This window comes from Candidatus Reidiella endopervernicosa, assembly GCF_013343005.1.
Taxonomy (GTDB): Bacteria; Pseudomonadota; Gammaproteobacteria.
This window is the reverse complement of the sequence record NZ_CP054491.1, coordinates 877845-893635: the sequence shown is the minus strand read 5'-3', so window position 1 is coordinate 893635 and position 15791 is coordinate 877845. Positions and strand designations below refer to the sequence as shown.

18 protein-coding genes are annotated in these 15791 nt (G+C 56.1%); 4 read left to right on the top strand and 14 right to left on the bottom strand.

All coding sequences use genetic code 11. From position 1 onward, the window contains the following. Window positions 1-38 precede the first annotated feature (38 nt). A complete protein-coding gene (gene rpoH, locus HUE57_RS05020; RefSeq protein WP_078482082.1) occupies window positions 39-896 on the top strand; it encodes an RNA polymerase sigma factor RpoH in 858 nt (285 codons plus the stop codon). Window positions 897-959: 63 nt separating this feature from the next. On the opposite strand, the gene bioD is transcribed toward rpoH, so the two are convergent. The 7 genes from bioD to HUE57_RS04985 form a co-directional block, all read right to left on the bottom strand. After that, window positions 960-1637 (bottom strand): dethiobiotin synthase, encoded by a 678-nt coding sequence (gene bioD, locus HUE57_RS05015; protein WP_078482081.1) that lies wholly within the window; start codon window positions 1635-1637, stop codon window positions 960-962. 81 nt (window positions 1638-1718) lie between these two features. Continuing rightward, entirely contained in the window at window positions 1719-2591 is an 873-nt protein-coding gene (gene bioC / locus HUE57_RS05010; RefSeq protein WP_236725584.1) for a malonyl-ACP O-methyltransferase BioC, read from the bottom strand. Next, on the bottom strand, window positions 2584-3348 hold the full coding sequence (gene bioH, locus HUE57_RS05005; protein ID WP_078482080.1) for a pimeloyl-ACP methyl ester esterase BioH: 765 nt from the start codon (window positions 3346-3348) through the stop codon (window positions 2584-2586). Before bioH ends, bioC begins: the two co-directional genes overlap by 8 nt. Continuing rightward, window positions 3341-4504: an 8-amino-7-oxononanoate synthase gene (gene bioF, locus HUE57_RS05000; RefSeq protein ID WP_078482079.1), complete on the bottom strand. Its 1164-nt coding sequence runs from the start codon at window positions 4502-4504 to the stop codon at window positions 3341-3343. The genes bioH and bioF overlap by 8 nt, the downstream gene beginning before the upstream one ends. Next, window positions 4505-5548 carry a biotin synthase BioB gene (gene bioB, locus HUE57_RS04995; protein ID WP_078482078.1) on the bottom strand — a complete coding sequence of 348 codons (1044 nt, stop codon included), beginning with the start codon at window positions 5546-5548 and terminating at the stop codon, window positions 4505-4507. 141 nt (window positions 5549-5689) lie between these two features. Further along, window positions 5690-5908, bottom strand: a complete 219-nt coding sequence (locus tag HUE57_RS04990) for a hypothetical protein (RefSeq protein ID WP_174672821.1) — start codon at window positions 5906-5908, stop codon at window positions 5690-5692. Window positions 5909-5997: 89 nt separating this feature from the next. Beyond that, window positions 5998-6561, bottom strand: coding sequence for an outer membrane protein (locus HUE57_RS04985; RefSeq protein WP_078482077.1), 564 nt, complete (start codon window positions 6559-6561; stop codon window positions 5998-6000). 240 nt (window positions 6562-6801) lie between these two features. Here HUE57_RS04985 and HUE57_RS04980 point away from each other — a divergent pair, with 240 nt between their 5' ends. Next, window positions 6802-7125: a hypothetical protein gene (locus tag HUE57_RS04980; protein ID WP_174672820.1), complete on the top strand. Its 324-nt coding sequence runs from the start codon at window positions 6802-6804 to the stop codon at window positions 7123-7125. Next, a complete protein-coding gene (locus HUE57_RS20175) occupies window positions 7070-7762 on the top strand; it encodes a ComF family protein (protein ID WP_174673721.1) in 693 nt (230 codons plus the stop codon). Before HUE57_RS04980 ends, HUE57_RS20175 begins: the two co-directional genes overlap by 56 nt. An 8-nt stretch (window positions 7763-7770) precedes the next feature. Here the strand turns inward: HUE57_RS20175 and ubiA are convergent, their stop codons facing one another. The 3 genes from ubiA to recG form a co-directional block, all read right to left on the bottom strand. Next, window positions 7771-8670, bottom strand: coding sequence for a 4-hydroxybenzoate octaprenyltransferase (gene ubiA, locus HUE57_RS04970; RefSeq protein ID WP_269087620.1), 900 nt, complete (start codon window positions 8668-8670; stop codon window positions 7771-7773). A 71-nt stretch (window positions 8671-8741) separates the two neighbouring features. After that, entirely contained in the window at window positions 8742-9320 is a 579-nt protein-coding gene (locus HUE57_RS04965) for a chorismate--pyruvate lyase family protein (RefSeq protein ID WP_172840037.1), read from the bottom strand. Between the two features lie 60 nt (window positions 9321-9380). Continuing rightward, window positions 9381-11495, bottom strand: a complete 2115-nt coding sequence (gene recG / locus HUE57_RS04960) for an ATP-dependent DNA helicase RecG (protein WP_078482073.1) — start codon at window positions 11493-11495, stop codon at window positions 9381-9383. A gap of 87 nt (window positions 11496-11582) precedes the next feature. Here recG and HUE57_RS04955 point away from each other — a divergent pair, with 87 nt between their 5' ends. Then, the gene (locus tag HUE57_RS04955; RefSeq protein WP_078482072.1) at window positions 11583-12317 is read left to right on the top strand and encodes a sulfite exporter TauE/SafE family protein; all 735 of its coding nucleotides are present in this window, start codon (window positions 11583-11585) and stop codon (window positions 12315-12317) included. On the opposite strand, the gene HUE57_RS04950 is transcribed toward HUE57_RS04955, so the two are convergent. Genes HUE57_RS04950 through HUE57_RS18995 form a run of 4 tightly spaced genes read right to left on the bottom strand, consistent with a single transcriptional unit; the run spans window position 12227 to window position 15784 of the window. After that, on the bottom strand, window positions 12227-13267 hold the full coding sequence (locus HUE57_RS04950) for a FecR family protein (protein ID WP_078482071.1): 1041 nt from the start codon (window positions 13265-13267) through the stop codon (window positions 12227-12229). The two genes, HUE57_RS04955 and HUE57_RS04950, sit on opposite strands and share 91 nt — an antisense overlap. Further along, on the bottom strand, window positions 13267-14151 hold the full coding sequence (locus tag HUE57_RS04945) for a M48 family metalloprotease (RefSeq protein WP_078482070.1): 885 nt from the start codon (window positions 14149-14151) through the stop codon (window positions 13267-13269). Before HUE57_RS04945 ends, HUE57_RS04950 begins: the two co-directional genes overlap by 1 nt. After that, the gene (locus tag HUE57_RS04940) at window positions 14148-14738 is read right to left on the bottom strand and encodes an SH3 domain-containing protein (protein WP_078482069.1); all 591 of its coding nucleotides are present in this window, start codon (window positions 14736-14738) and stop codon (window positions 14148-14150) included. The genes HUE57_RS04945 and HUE57_RS04940 overlap by 4 nt, the downstream gene beginning before the upstream one ends. After that, window positions 14738-15784 carry an adenylate/guanylate cyclase domain-containing protein gene (locus tag HUE57_RS18995; RefSeq protein ID WP_272902054.1) on the bottom strand — a complete coding sequence of 349 codons (1047 nt, stop codon included), beginning with the start codon at window positions 15782-15784 and terminating at the stop codon, window positions 14738-14740. Before HUE57_RS18995 ends, HUE57_RS04940 begins: the two co-directional genes overlap by 1 nt. Between the last annotated feature and the right edge of the window lie 7 nt (window positions 15785-15791).

Sequence of the window (15791 nt, the reverse complement as noted above, 5' to 3'; positions counted from 1 at the left end):
TATCTCACTAGGTTAGTCAGTTATTTGAAGGGGGGCGCATGAGCCAGGCCTTAGTCTGTACCAACAATTCGTTACCGATCATTTCGTCGGGTAGTCTTGAGAGCTATATCCAGAGCGCCAAGACGATTCCTGTACTCAGCGTGGAAGAGGAGCGTGAGCTCGGCCAACGCCTGAAGAATGAGGGTGATCTTGAGGCCGCACGCCGACTGGTACTTTCCCACCTCCGTTTTGTGATCCATATCGCACGCAGCTACTCCGGTTACGGCCTGCCAATAGGCGATCTGGTACAGGAGGGCAATATCGGTCTAATGAAGGCAGTCAAACGCTACGATCCCGATCAGGGTGCGCGCCTGGTCTCCTTCGCTGTGCACTGGATTCGCGCGGAGATCCACGAATTTGTGCTGCGCAACTGGCGCATCGTAAAGGTAGCAACCACCAAGGCACAGCGTAAGCTCTTCTTTAATCTGCGCAAAAACAAAAAGCGCCTCGGCTGGTTCAGCAACGACGAAGTTGAAGCGGTTGCAAGCGATCTTGGCGTGAAAAAGGAGACCGTGCTCGAGATGGAGTCACGCCTCAGCGGCCACGACATCACCTTCGAGAACGACAATGATGACGATGATAGTCGCTATGTCGCACCCGAAAGTTACCTGCAAGACAACGCAACCGATCCGGCACGCCAGGTCGAGGCGACCGACTGGGAGAGTCACAACTCCGAACGACTACAAGCCGCCCTGCAGGGACTTGATGATCGCAGTCGTGACATCCTCTCCCAGCGCTGGATGAGCGAGCAGAAATCGACCCTGCACCAGCTAGCCGATCAGTACGGCATCTCAGCGGAGCGGATTCGACAGCTGGAGAACAATGCGATCAAAAAGCTGCGTAATGCGCTGACCTGATCTTATCCAACGCCAATAAAAAAGGCCCCGAACGGGGCCTTTTTTATTGGCTCCGATACATCGCTATACCGGCAGAAGAGATAGATCGAGGCAAGCTGCCACTGACTCTAACGTATGGTCGGGGTTAAACGGCACCCTTCCCAACAGCGGTGCCGAGATACGCTGAACGAGGGTATCGATATTCTGCTGCTCAACCTCCATCTGTGGCATTAGACTGTTGGCAACCCAGCCAGCCACCGTCAAACCACGCTGTTGAATGCTTTCGATCGTCAGCAGTGCGTGATTGAGACACCCCAGCCGTAGACCCACCACCACCACGACAGGCAGCTGCAACGCCACCACAAAATCGGCCAGGGTCAGCTCATCATCGATTGGTAGCAGCCAGCCACCGGCCCCCTCAACCACCACCCGGTCTGCACGATCACTAACCTGCAGATAGGCATCGACCAGCTGTGCCAACTCGATCGTCCGACCACTCTGGTTAGCGGCAATATGGGGGGCGATGGAGTCGTTATAGAGGTAGGGATTGATCAGCTCATAAGGGAGCGAGATGCTGGCGGCGTTCTGCAGGGCGATGGCATCACCATTGCGTAGCCCCTCAGCTGTCTCAATCGCACCCGCAGCGACGGGTTTCATCACACCAATCAAGCCGCCATTTTCGGCAAAGGCGTGTACCAGTGCGGTCGCAACTAAACTCTTGCCAACCTCGGTATCGGTACCCGTCACGAAATAGCCGGACATAAGCTCACCTCAGCAGAAACATCTATATGGCGTAATCAATTATCGGATAGGAGGTGCAAAACCAGAACAACCAACCATCGGTTAACGCTTTATCTGATCTATTGGGATCTGCACCACGCTCCCACCCTCTGGAACAGCCTCAGCCGCCCAGGCGTGGCCATAGACCACCTCGTATGTCGCTGGGAGCTTGCCACTGCTATCGCGAAATTGCTCATAGGCCTCACACATCATCTTCAGACGCTCTTTGCCGGTCATGCCTCTGGAGCGCCCCGAGGTGACGTTGTGAGCGCCGAGCGTCTTTAGATCAGACATCAGGCCACTCACCTTATCGTAGGTAACAACCATGTGTTCGATATCGACCACCGGCCCGTCAAAACCGGCCTGCATCAGCGCATCACCGACATCGTGCATATCGAGAAACCGGTTCACATGACTGCTGCCGTTATCAACCGCCTCCCAGCTGAGGCGCAGCTCCTTGAGCGTGTCGGGACCCAAGGTGGTAAACATCAACAGCCCCCCAGGCCTGAGCACTCGAGCAATCTCAGCAAAGGCCTCATCGATACTGTTCATCCACTGCAGCGCCAGACTGGAGACAATCAGGTCGACGCTTTTATCGGCCAGTGGCAGCCTCTCGATATCACCACAGACAAGCCCCGGCTTTCTCAACAGTGAGCCATGCGCACGAACTCGCGGCAACATCGCCTCAGCCAGATCGAGGCCGATCACCTTCGCCTTGCGATAGCGCTTCATCAACCACTGCACACACTGACCCGTTCCCGTACCCAGATCGAGAATCGTCTTGGGTTCGATCTTTACCAGCTCAAGGCGCTCAAGCATGCGCGAGGCGACCTCACGTTGTAGAACTGCCACCTCATCATATCGCTCTGCAGAGCGGTTAAAGGCGGAGCGGAGCTGCTGTTTATCGATCTGCTTATCATCCAGCAACTTAGTCACTCAAGAACTCCTTAATTGCCGCTATAAATGCATCAGGATGAGAAAGAAAGGGCGCATGCCCGGCACCCGCAATGACCGATAGCTGTGCAGTGGGAATCTCAGAGCATGTGTATTCACCCGCTCCGAGCGGGGCCAGTGTATCGTTTTCCCCCTGAATCACTAGAGTCGGCTGGTTGATCCTGGAGAGATCTGCTCTCAAATCGGCGTGACGTAGGACCTCCAATCCTCCCGCCAATGCCGCAGGGGTCGGCTCACCACGACTGAAGAGTTCACCGCGCAACGTACGCATCTCCTCACGCCCCTGCTCGGAGCCACGTGACTGCAGCACCAGAAAACGGAGCAGGGTAGCCCGGCAATCATCCCGCAACTGCTCAGCAAATTGCCCCAGCAGCTCATCATCCATGCCGTGCGACCACCCTTCTCGTTTGGTGAAACAGGGATTGGCACCCACCAGTATCAGCCTGGAGATCGGGACACCTGCAACAGCCGCAGCCATCGCTATGCGACCGCCTAGAGACCAGCCGAGCCAGATCGCCTCCTCAGGCAGGCTCGCAGCAAGACGCTCAACAACTCGATCCAGGGTGAACTCACCTTCAAGGCTACTTCGACCATGCCCCGGAAGATCGACGATATGGAGCTGGAACTGCTGCGCCAATCGTGTGGTAATCGAGCCCCAGATACCGCCGTGCATACCCCAGCCGTGCAGCATCACCAACGCCCTTCCAGCACCCATCGTCTTGATAGAGAGTTCAGCCACTGACCACGCTCCTCTCCAGCACTGAGAGTAACTGGTCTACATCGGCCTCGCTGTGACGCGCCGAGAGCGTGACCCTCAGGCGTGAACCCTCAGCTGGAACGGTGGGGGGACGGATGGCTGTCAGCAGTATGCCCTGCTGCCACAGTGATTCACTTACTGCGAGTGCACGCTCTGCGCTTCCGAGCAGGATCGGCTGTATCGGTGTCTCCGATGGCATCAGGTCGAGCCCTAGCTCCTGGGCACCCTGTCGAAATCGGGTAATCAACCCCTTCAGTTTCTCCCGCCTCCAATTTTCCGTAACAACAATCTGCAGGCTCGCCAGTGTAGCTACTGCAATGGCTGGTGGCTGCGCAGTGGTGTAGATATAACTACGCGCAAACTGGATCAACGTCTCGATCAGCGCTTCACTACCGGCAATAAAAGCACCCGCCGTACCAAACGCCTTGCCCAGGGTGCCCATCAAGATCGGCAACTGTGCCATATCGAGTCCGTACTGCTCAGCCACACCACCGCCATGCTCTCCGAGCACACCAAAACCGTGTGCATCGTCGATCATCAAGCTGGCATCGTGGAGCTTAGCCGTAGTGGCCAACTCCGTTACCGGGGCGATCGCACCATCCATACTGAAAACACCATCGCTGACCACCATGCGCTCTGCCTGGCCACTATCCCCCAGCATCTTCGCTAACGCAGCACAATCACCATGTGGGTAGCGTTTAAAGCGAGCACCGGAGAGCAATCCAGCATCGAGTAGAGAGGCGTGGTTGAGACGATCTTCAAAGATCGCATCCCCTCTCCCCATCAGTGCCGTCACGGCACCGAGATTGGCCATATATCCGGTGGAAAAGAGCAGTGCGCGCGGACGGCCAGTAAAATCGGCCAGCGCCTCTTCGAGTTCGTGATGGGCTCGGCTGTGGCCGTTGACCAGATGAGCAGAACCGCTGCCAACCCCATATTGATCGGCCCCTCGTTTGAATGCGGCAATCAGATCGGGGTGGTCTGCGAGACCAAGGTAGTCGTTACTACAGAAAGTGAGCACCTTACGACCATCGACCACCATAGCCGGGCTCTGCGGGCTCTCGACGACCTGCCGCTGTCGATAAAGCTGCTGCTCTCGTCGCTGCTGCAGCGCGACTGAAAGATCCTTCACGGCCAGCTAGCCGCGTGTAGAGCAGGCGCGACCCCAGAGACCCGCATCATCACTCTCTGCAGCATTGACTGGACGCGCCTCAACATCACGATCTTCAGCACGGATGCCCAATCGCTCGAAGAGCTGATGATCGTGATCGCTCTCAGGATTATCGGTTGTCAGCAGCTTCTCGCCGTAGAAGATCGAGTTGGCGCCCGCCATAAAACAGAGCGCCTGCAGTTCATCACTCATCTCATTGCGTCCCGCCGAGAGGCGTACATGCGACGCTGGCATCAGAATGCGTGCAACCGCGATGGTACGAACGAAATCGAAGGGATCGAGCTTATCGACACCATCAAGTGGCGTCCCCGCCACCTGTACCAACTGATTAATCGGCACACTTTCAGGATGCTGTGGAAGATTTGCCAACTGCTGCAATAGTGAGGCGCGATCCTTGGCACCCTCACCCATTCCAATAATGCCACCCGCACAGACCTTCATTCCCGCATCACGCACATGACTCAAGGTCTCGAGACGATCCTCGTAGGTGCGCGTTGAGATAATCTCACCATAAAACTCAGGGGAGGTATCGAGATTGTGGTTGTAGTAGTCGAGTCCCGCTGTTTTGAGCCGTGTCGTCTGCTCCTCACTCAACATACCGAGCGTTACACAGGTCTCCATACCGAGCTCTTTTACACCCGATATCATATCAAGCACATGCACAAAGTCGCGTTCATGTGGCGAACGCCAGGCCGCGCCCATGCAGAAGCGTGTCGCCCCCTTCTGCTTTGCCGTCTGTGCCGCTTCCAACACCTGCTCCAGCTCCATCAGCCTCTCGCGTTCGAGATCGGCGTTATGATGCGCACTCTGTGGGCAATAGGCACAATCCTCTGGGCAGGCACCCGTTTTGATACTAAGCAGGGTACTTACCTGGACCGCATTGGGATCAAAGTGCTGGCGATGAATCTGCTGCGCTTCAAAAAGAAGATCATTGAAGGGGTGCGCAAAGAGCGCTTCAATCTCGCTCAGCGACCAGTCATTACGCACCGCTCCCAACTGTGAAACACTCATCGCTTACCGCCCCTACTGTCTGAATGGGGCCACTATAGCGGCTGATGCCCACCAGTCAACGAGTAGCGACATCAAGTGTTTACAAACGACTAATAATCCGCCACTTTTGAGCAAAAAAAAGGGCGCCGTAGTGGCACCCTTTTATACACAACAACCGCTGACCGCCATGGAGAGCGAAGTGAGGGCGGTTAGTCCCCGATAGTCGACGCCGTCTGCATATTCGTAGTTGAGAGCGCGAGCGGACGACGAAGAAGATGCAGCAGCGGCTTTATGTCGGCGTAGAGTCACTGAGGGAGTTGTGTAGAGCCGCGAAGAGGTGATTACGCAACGAACGCAGGACGGTCGGGGCGCCGTAGGCATAAACGGTCGCGTTAAGTTTTGCTGTTTGCTTGGGCTTGGATGCCCAAAACAAACTTTCGCAAAAATAGCGACTCCCCGGTAACGTTTGTTTAGAAGTTGAAGCGCAATCCAATCTCAAAATCGTGGAATGCACTATCAATCTCATATGGATTGATGCTTGCCTCAGCGGGATCGAAGTAGCGATAGCCGAAACGCAGTGATGACTCCGGGCTCATTTCTACGTTAAGACCCAGCATAACCTGGTAGGCAAAGACGGTCTCATTATCGTCGACCGAACCATCCCAGTTCATATTGGCCGCACCGATACCAGCACCGATGTAGGGAGTCACCTCCGAGCCTGTATCCATATCAAAGATACCGTTGAGCATTCCTGCTTGAACGCTCACATCAACACCTGGGCCCGCCTCATCGACATCCGCAGCACGATAGGCGTACTCTCCCTCGATTCGAAAACCATCCTCAACTTCTTGGCCGATTGCGACAGAGAAGAGATAGCCATTATCCATCTCTTGATCACCCAAGGTGCTCACTTCGGCATCGGTGGGTACATTGATACCACCACCAATAGCGAGATACCCATTCTCTGAGGCCTGTGCAGCACCAACAAACATAGATGCAGCTACAACTGCAGTGGAAATCAGCTTCTTATTCATAACAACTCCTTAATAAAGATTCATTAATAATTAAAATTTACGCAGTCGCCCCGCATCACACAAACAACACCGTTGTTTTTTTATGAGCTTCCCACTTAAAAAACGATAATAGACTAATCTGAAAAAAAATAAGCTTAATATTACGAATTGGTATCAGACACGCCTCACAATAAACCAATCCGTTGACTCAAATCACCAAACTCAAGGATGAGAGATGAAAACACCGGGGAGTCGCTATTTTTGCGAAAGTTTGTTTTGGGCATCCAAGCCCAAGCAAACAGCAAAAACTTCACGCGACCGTTTATGCCTGCGGCGCCCCGACCGTCCTGCGTACGTTGCCTAATCACCTCTTCGCGGCTCTACACAACTCCCTCAGTGACTCTACGCCGACATAAAGCCGCTGCTGCATCTTCTTCGTCGTTCGCTCGCGCTCTCAACTACGAATATACAGACGGCGTCGACTATCGGGGACTAACCGCCCTCACTTCGCTCTCCATGGCGGTCAGCGATTGTACAACGTATCATCGACACCACACTCCCGCACCACTGTCTGTTATGCGATAGCAGACACTGTCAGAATCAGCCTATCTGCCAGCACTGCCATGCTGCGCTACCTGTAATCAAACACGCCTGCCAGCAGTGCGGGATCCCACTAAAACGTGAGCAGGCGCGCTGTGGCAGGTGCATAAAAAAACCTCCCTACTACAGCACAAGCACCATCCCCTACCACTATGAACACCCCATCGACCGACTTATTCAGGCTCTAAAATTTGACGCAAAGATTGGTGTCGCACAGCTACTTGGTAAGCAGATTGCCAAACAGAGACTCAATCACGGCTCGACACCTCTACCACAGTGCATCATTCCCGTTCCGCTGCATCGCAGCAGGCTGCGTGAACGGGGATTCAACCAGTCACTAGAGATTGCACGTGCAATCTCAGAACATCTCGATATCACACTCAATTACCAGAGCTGCCAACGAAACCGTCCAACGGCAACCCAGACATCACTACCCGCTGCGCAACGAAGCGCCAATCTGCGCAATGCATTCTCTGCTGTAAGCATCGAAGAAGTCGACCATGTAGCGATCGTTGATGATGTGGTAACCACTGGCCACACGGCAAACGAGCTGGCACGACTCCTGCGCAGAGGAGGAATTAAAATAGTAGAGGTGTGGGCCGCCGCGCGTGCTGGGCGTTGAACAGTCATTCAGATGCCGTATTCAAGCAGCAATCCGACAAAGATCGCCATTCCGAACCAGTTGTTATCGAGAAACGCCTTGAAGCAGAGATCGCGATCACGGTTTTTAATCAATCGCTGCTGCTGAACAGCCAGCCCAGTCGCAACCAGCAAGCCCAGATAGAAGAAACCACCCAACTTGAGCTGTACACCGACCACCAGCAGCGTCAACAGGAGTAGCGCCTGGATAACTCCGATAATCACCCGGTCAAGTTCACCAAAGAGTATCGCCGTCGACTTCACACCGATCTTGATGTCGTCATCCCGATCAACCATTGCGTAGATCGTATCGTAAGCGGTCGCCCACAAAACCGTGGCGATGAAGATTAACCACGCCGCCTGAGGCACCTCACCCAGCTGAGCGGCGAAGGCCATCGGTACCGCCCAGCCAAAGGCAGCACCGAGGAAAACCTGAGGCAGATAGGTGTGACGTTTAGTAAAGGGATAGATCGCCGCAAGCGCTACACCAACGAAAGAGAGCATGATGGTCAGGCTGTTCATAAACAGCACCAACATGAAAGCAGCAACGCAGAGCGCGGCAAACAACTTCAATGCCTCGTTGGGCTCGACACGGCCAGACGCGATCGGGCGTTCACGGGTGCGGGAGACATGGGGATCGATCGCACGGTCGGCATAGTCATTGATGACACAGCCCGCCGAGCGCATTAAAACCACACCCAGAACAAAGACCAGCAGCACACCAATACGTGGCATGCCTTCCGCTGCAATCCAGAGCGCCCAGAGTGTCGGCCAGAGCAATAGCAGAATACCGATCGGCCGATCGAGCCGCATCAACAGTGCATATTGTTGCGTCCTCTCCTTTAACTGAGCACCGCGTGACGGCACCTGCTCAAAACGCTCATACTCCAACGTTAACAACTCCTGACTGTTCGAAAATTCGTGGCACGATTGTGCCAAGCAGGATAATAAAAGACCATCACCTAACGACCACAGCGCCCTGATGGAGCAGCTATCGCATGGATCGCTGGCAGAAAAATCTCACTCACCAACAGCGGTTTGCCACCGACACGAAATAACGATCGACGACCCCAGATATCCTCAGGCTGCTGCTCGAGCCCATGAGTAGCATGAGCAAAGAGTCGATGCCCTGGCACAATCTGTGCGATCTCCACCTCACTGCGCTGCATCGAGCGATCTGAAAAGAGCACCGCCCCCAACGGGCGATTACCGAGATGGGCGAGTCGTCGCTGCGGACCACTCAGGGTCGCCACCGGAATAACGCTGCGCGCAAAGACCCACGGCTCATCATCACATAGCAGCTGCACCTCGCGGATCAAGGCACGGTTTCCCGGACGCAGTGAGAGCAGATCGAGCTCACACTGTTCGGGACCTAGATAGCCGTGCTCGACCACCCGTACGCGAAAAGAACCGCCACATGCACGGCGCAGGCGCTGGGTCAGCGAGGCGGGATCGATCAACCAACGCCACACATCGGACGGCACCCGATTGTGCAGTAGTTGGCGCTGCCGCAGCCAGCGCGGTTCAATTGAGAGTTTCACTATTAGCTATTCCGGCAAGATTTGTAGCGGGCGCGATTATGACACGTAACCACGACTCGGCTACACCTCACCATAGCGCGACCCTTCGCCCAGCCAGCGCCGTATCAGTGGCGTCACATGTTCCGGGTAGTCGGCCAGCAGCGCCATGGAGGCACGCTCAACCTCAGGAAGCAACACCTGGTCACGCATCAGATCGGCGATACGAAAACTCATCTCACCAGTTTGGCGTGTACCAAGCACCTCGCCCGGTCCACGAATCTCCAGATCATGGCGTGAGATAACAAAGCCATCGTTACTCTCACGCATCACCATCAGGCGTCGCTTTGCTGTCTGTCCCAACGTTCCATGGTAGAGCAGCACACAACTGCTCTCGGCACTGCCTCGCCCGACACGTCCCCGCAGCTGGTGGAGTTGGGAGAGACCGAGACGTTCGGCATTTTCGATAATCATCAGACTGGCGTTGGGCACATCGACGCCGACCTCAATCACCGTAGTCGCCACCAGCAGATCGATCTCGGCGGCCTTGAAGGCGGCCATCACCCGCTCCTTCTCCACCGATTTCATACGTCCATGTACCAGACCGATCCGTAACCCAGGTAACATCTCCGCCATCTCGCTCGCAGTCGCCTCCGCCGCCTGCGCCTCCAGCAGCTCCGACTCCTCAATCAGGGTACAGACCCAGTAGGCCTGACGGCCATTACTGCACGCCTCACTAACCCGTGCCACCACCTCATCGCGGCGCGTATCGGAGAGCACGACCGTCTTCACCGGGGTACGTCCCGGCGGCAGCTCATCGATGATAGAGACATCGAGATCGGCGTAGAGCGACATCGCCAAGGTGCGTGGGATAGGCGTTGCGGTCATGATCAGCTGATGGGGATGACGTCCCGCCTTTATCCCCTTCTCGCGTAGCGCAAAGCGCTGATGCACACCAAAACGGTGCTGCTCATCGATCACCAACAGGCCGAGATGGTCGAAGAGGACATCGTCCTGAAACAGCGCATGGGTGCCGACCACAACACGGGCATGCCCCGCGCCAATTCTCGCCAACGCCTCGCTTCTCACCCGCCCTTTGCTACGCCCCGAGAGCCACGCCACCTCAATGCCGAGCGGCTCCAACCAGGCACTAAAATTCTGTAGATGCTGCTCAGCCAGCAGCTCGGTCGGTGCCATGATCGCGGCCTGAAAACCCGCCTCTACCGCACGCAGAATCGCCAACGCTGCGACCACCGTCTTGCCCGAACCAACATCGCCCTGCACCAGCCGCAGCATCGGTGCCTCGGCCTCGATATCACGATCAATCTCACCCACCACACGTCGTTGCGCAGCGGTCAGCTCAAAAGGCAGAGAGGTGAGCAGCTTTCTTCGCAACTGATCCGCAGCCTGCAACGTCGGCGCTGGCTGACGCTGCGCCTCCTCACGTAGTTTGCGCAGACTGAGATGGTGGGCGAGCAGCTCTTCGAATACCAGGCGCTGCTGCGACGGGTGCTCACCATCGACCAGCTGATCGAGCGGTGCCTCTTCGGGTGGGCGGTGCACATAGAGAATCGCCTCCGCCAGGGTGGGTAGTTGCAGCTGTTCAAGCAGCGGATCGGGCAACCACTCACGTAGCGCCTCACCACGCTCAAGCTTATCCAGCGCCTGGGCGATCAACTTTCTGAGGGTGAGTTGATGTACCCCTTCGGTCACCGGGTAGACAGCGGTGAGATGCGCATCGGTAGCGGCATCGAAACTATCGATCCGACTGTACTCGGGATGGATCAGCTCCAGCCTACTCGCACCAGGACGCACCTCACCGAAGCATCGCAGCAATGCACCACGTTCGAGCTGCGCCTTCTGCGCCGCCGAGAAGTGGAAAAAGCGCAATGTGATCGCTCCCGTACCATCACTCATCCGTACCAGCAGGGTACGGCGGCGACGGAACACCACCTCGGCCAGATCAACCTCGCCTTCGATCACCACCTGCATCCCAGGTCGTAACGAGCCGATCGGCACCACGCGGGTACGGTCCTCATAACGCAGCGGCAGATGGAAAAAGAGATCCTGAACCTGCTCGATAGCCAGCCTCTCAAGCCGCTCAGCCACCTTGGGGCCAACACCCTTCAACACCGTGACTGGTTGACGCTCCAGTGGCTGCTGTTTAATGGACTGGGATTTTGTTTGGCGCGACTTCAACGATTCAAGATTCCATGACAAGAGCGTGCCAGTTTACAATCAGAACGCCATCACGCACAGTGCACGGCCCATTTTTCGAGCCCACCCATGCTGATCGAGACTCTTACCACAGCGCAGCTACTCTTTGCTGCCGCAATTCTATTTACTGCCTATCTGGTACGCGGTATCTCAGGCTTCGGCTCGGCACTGGTCGCGGTACCACCGCTGGCGCTGATTCTACCGCTGCAGATCGTCGTACCGATGGTGGTACTGCTCGACAACCTCTGTTCCCTCGCTCACTCCATCCGCAATCTGCACCATATTCAGTGGCGCGAACTGCTGCCGCTGCTTCCCTTCACCCTGATCGGCATCGTCACCGCACTATTTCTGCTCAAGAGCCTCGACCAGGCGCTACTGAAGAACATCCTGGCGGTCTTTATCATCGGCTACGCCATCTACACCCTGCTGCCACTCCCCGAGCCGAAGGGGCCACGACTCTGGGCTGTACCGATGGGACTGCTGGCGGGACTGGTCGGCACAATGTTCGGAACTGGCGGCCCCTTCACCGTGGTCTATCTGCGGCTACGCCAACTGAACAAGGTCGCATTCCGAGGCACCGTGGCGATGATCTTTCTGCTCGATGGCGGTGCGCGGCTGGTCGGCTTTACCCTCTCAGGTTTCTATACGCTCGACACCCTCTACCTGATCGCCGCCTCACTACCGTTAATAGCAACCGGGCTCTATATCGGCGGTCATATCCACACCAATCTGACGCCACAGACCTTTGTGCGCATCATTAGTGCCATTCTCTTAATCAGCGGCATCTCACTGTTGATTAAGTGACGGCGACGCAATCCATCGCAACTATCTCGATTTATCCTTTTTTTCTTTTTCTGCTTCTTCTGCTTGTTACGCTTCTCGATCAAGCGATCACGCCACTCAGGGTGCTTGTTCAGATTATTGCGTACCGCGCGTCGGAAGGTGGGATCCTTGAGCCGTTCACTAAATCGTTTGATGAACTTCTTACGCAGCTCGGGTCGTGATGCCAATAGCCACTTGATGTCGTTATAACCCGCCGCGCGCAGTTTCTTGGCTTTGATCTTGCGCTTTTTCAGTTTCTTCAGGTGTCTTACGGTCTTCTGTTTGTAGTGCTTGGGCAGACGACTCCCAAAACGAACCTGCAGCCGCTGATGGAACCGGGTAAATCCCCGCGAGAGCTCAAAGTGCTCACCGGCACGCAGGCGACCGGCTCGACGATGCAGCGCCTGCTGATCGATCAGATCGACTTCAACCTCACCCTCTTCCAGCAGCACATCCTGCTCTCCGTCAGCGACCGAGATCACGCCCTGAGTACCTTTGATACCAAGGTTAATAAAGGGAGTTGAATAGTTAACCGTGCGCTCAGGCTGGATCAATCCGGTCACAAAGCGCAGCCACCCCTTCAGCAGCGAGACATCAGCCGCTTCGAGACGCTGGTCGGTGCCGATCTGGTAGCGCACCAGATGCAGTGTGGAGCTCTCACCAATATCGAGCAGCGTCTGATCGACCATCTCGAGCTGAACACGCGCCCCTGCGGCCGTCTCGATAATGTCATCCTGCTCGACCATCACCCCCGGCTCGAGCTGGTAGACAGCGGTGCCGCGAATCAGCTCCGCAGCCCCCTCACTGAGGGTTACGGTACCAACTTCATCGGCTGCAATGAGTGTTTGATAGGGAAGAAGGAGCAGCAGTAGCGCACAGCACAGAAGTAATTGGCGCTGTGTGCAGCGCCAGCGTCGATCAATTGCGTTCATCAATGAAGCGTTACAACTTGTTGCTGGAAGCGGCGCTCAACACTCGGCTGGTCAGCATGCGGATCGAGATGATCATAGCCACCCTCCAGCTCTTCAAGCCGATCTCCCGGATGGGGATGGGTCTTGAACATGAAGGCGAGCGCACTATCGTCTGGGTCGGTCGCGGCGAGGGTCTGCAACATGGCATGCAGGCCGTAGGGATCGTAGCCAGCACGTGCGGCGATCACCACACCCATACGATCGGCCTGATACTCATCATCCTTATCGAGGCCACGTGCGTAGATCTCCTGAAAACCGCTGCTGAGTCGATTGAGCAGGAAGCGGTCTTCTCGATCGACCGCCGCACCGGCCAGCGCACCGGCCAGATCAAGCTGCGCATTGGTCTCTACCGCCTTGAGGTGGTGTTTCACCAGCACATGGGCGCACTCATGGGCGAGCACACCCGCCAGCTCCGCCTCACTCTGCATACGCATCAGCAAGCCACGGGTGATAAAGACATATCCACCAGGTGCCGCAAAGGCATTCGCCGCATCGGTATCGAGCACCCCAAAACGCCAGGCGATGTCGGGGCGCTCGGTCTGCAGTGCCACCCAGTGACCGACACGGTTTACATACTTCTGTATCCGACGATCTTTGACCAGCGGTGCAACACCTAGCAGCACCGCCGCCGCTTCATGGCCAATCTCCAGCTCATCCTCATCGGAGACACCCTTGAAGACCTTGCTACCTGAGCTGACGATACGACCGATATCAATTCCTTCAACATCACCACCACTGCCGCCAATCGAAAAACCACCAATCGAAAATCCCGCCTGGGCAGGAATAGTCAATAACACGACACCTGCCACGACGCCCAGAATCGAAAACCACGGTTTAATCATCATTCATTCCCCAGGCTGTCGAAGAAGTCGTTGCTATTACTACCGCTCTCAGGCTCGGGGTCAGGTAACTCTTCCATATCCTCATCGGAGAGATAGTCGAGATCTTGTGCCTTCAATCCCTCCTTTTTTGCAAAGCCCTTGGCATCTCTTTTACTCACTGCGTTTTTATCGAGCGATTCAAGCTGCCCGCGATCGGGCGATGAGTCTGTGAGCTCTTCAGAGCTGAGGCCGCGGATACCGGTCGCGGTGGTCACACCGCTGCTGCCCGAGCGTCCCGTCGTCAGCATGCTGGCAGCCTCATCGAGGCCGCTTGCACTCTCACGCCTCTTTTCACCCTCAGCGACGATAAAACGCAGAGTGGTCATACGCACCCACCCCTCGACGCCAGATTGACTGGTGACCCGATACCAGCCGCCACGGCGTTTGATCACCTCGAGCTTGCTCTTAGCCTCGAGCTTCTCAACCACCTGGGCATCGCGGTAGGGTTCTTTGTGTAGATTCGTATCACGTATCAGCTGTGCCGGGCGAGCCAGCAGGCTCCCCGCCACGGCGGAAAGCAGCAGAAATAGGACTATTTTGGCTCTAATCATCAACTTCTCCTCGGCTCATAGAGCCGAACCTCCTGTGCTCTACCCTTAACCTTATAGGAACCGTGATCGTGGAAGTCAAACAGCTCCCCACAACGCTGCCGGGTCTCCTCAGAAACCAGCACGCGACAGCGTCCCTTGGTCTGACCCTCGATACGGCTGGCAAGATTTACCGTGTCGCCGATTGCCGTGTAGTCGAGGCGGTTTTCTGAACCGATAAAACCGACCACCGCCGGTCCGGTGTGGATACCGATACCGATATCGAACTCGGTACCCGACTCTCCCAACGACTCACGGAAGGCGAGCAGCGCCTCCGACATCTCCAGCGCAGCAGTTACCGCATGCACCGCCTGATCGGGGTCATCCACCGGTGCTCCCCAGAAGGCCATAATCGCATCGCCGATAAACTTATCAACAGTGCCACCGTGGTGAAAAATCACCTTCACCTGTCGACTGAAGTAGTCGTTGAGCAGCGCCACGATCTGCTCCGGTGTGCTCTGCTCGGAGAGGGTAGTAAAGCCGCGAATATCGGAGAAAAGCACGGTGACTTCACGTTTCTCACCTCGCATGTCGAACACCGTCTCACCATGATCGACCAGCTCGCCGACCACGCGTGGATCGAGAAAACGGTTAAAGATCGCAATCGAGCGCTGCCGTGCACGCAGCTCATTGAGATAGGAGTAGAGTGCGGCGGCAACAAAAAAGAGCCAGCTGTAGGCCAGCGGTGCAAACAGCGGTAGCTGAAGGCGATAACTGTCGAGCGCCACATAGGCCGCCACCATCAGTAGCGGAGTAAATAGCGCCAGCCTGAAACCCACTTTCAATGGGCTGTGCAGTCGCCTGAAGCCGAACAGGAACAGCAGCACCATCAGAACCGCTAGCAACGGTGAAATCCATTTCGGCACACTACGCAGGTAGTCGCCCCGTTTAAGGTTATCGATTGCAGTCGCGAGGATCTCAACTGCCGGGTAGGCGTTATCGATCGGGGTCACACGCAGATCGACCAGCCCGGTTGCGGTTGAGCCGATAATAACGATCTTGTCGCGCAGCTCGTTC

What these genes read in the sequence shown, in the direction of transcription:
- HUE57_RS04990 (WP_174672821.1), bottom strand. Translation starts at nt 5,908, where the DNA reads ATGCCTACGGCGCCCCGACCGTCCTGCGTTCGTTGCGTAATCACCTCT.
- HUE57_RS04955 (WP_078482072.1), top strand. Translation starts at nt 11,583, where the DNA reads ATGCTGATCGAGACTCTTACCACAGCGCAGCTACTCTTTGCTGCCGCA.
- HUE57_RS04940 (WP_078482069.1), bottom strand. Translation starts at nt 14,738, where the DNA reads ATGATTAGAGCCAAAATAGTCCTATTTCTGCTGCTTTCCGCCGTGGCG.
- bioD (WP_078482081.1), bottom strand. Translation starts at nt 1,637, where the DNA reads ATGTCCGGCTATTTCGTGACGGGTACCGATACCGAGGTTGGCAAGAGT.
- HUE57_RS04985 (WP_078482077.1), bottom strand. Translation starts at nt 6,561, where the DNA reads ATGAATAAGAAGCTGATTTCCACTGCAGTTGTAGCTGCATCTATGTTT.
- HUE57_RS04950 (WP_078482071.1), bottom strand. Translation starts at nt 13,267, where the DNA reads ATGAACGCAATTGATCGACGCTGGCGCTGCACACAGCGCCAATTACTT.
- bioB (WP_078482078.1), bottom strand. Translation starts at nt 5,548, where the DNA reads ATGAGTGTTTCACAGTTGGGAGCGGTGCGTAATGACTGGTCGCTGAGC.
- rpoH (WP_078482082.1), top strand. Translation starts at nt 39, where the DNA reads ATGAGCCAGGCCTTAGTCTGTACCAACAATTCGTTACCGATCATTTCG.
- HUE57_RS04945 (WP_078482070.1), bottom strand. Translation starts at nt 14,151, where the DNA reads ATGATGATTAAACCGTGGTTTTCGATTCTGGGCGTCGTGGCAGGTGTC.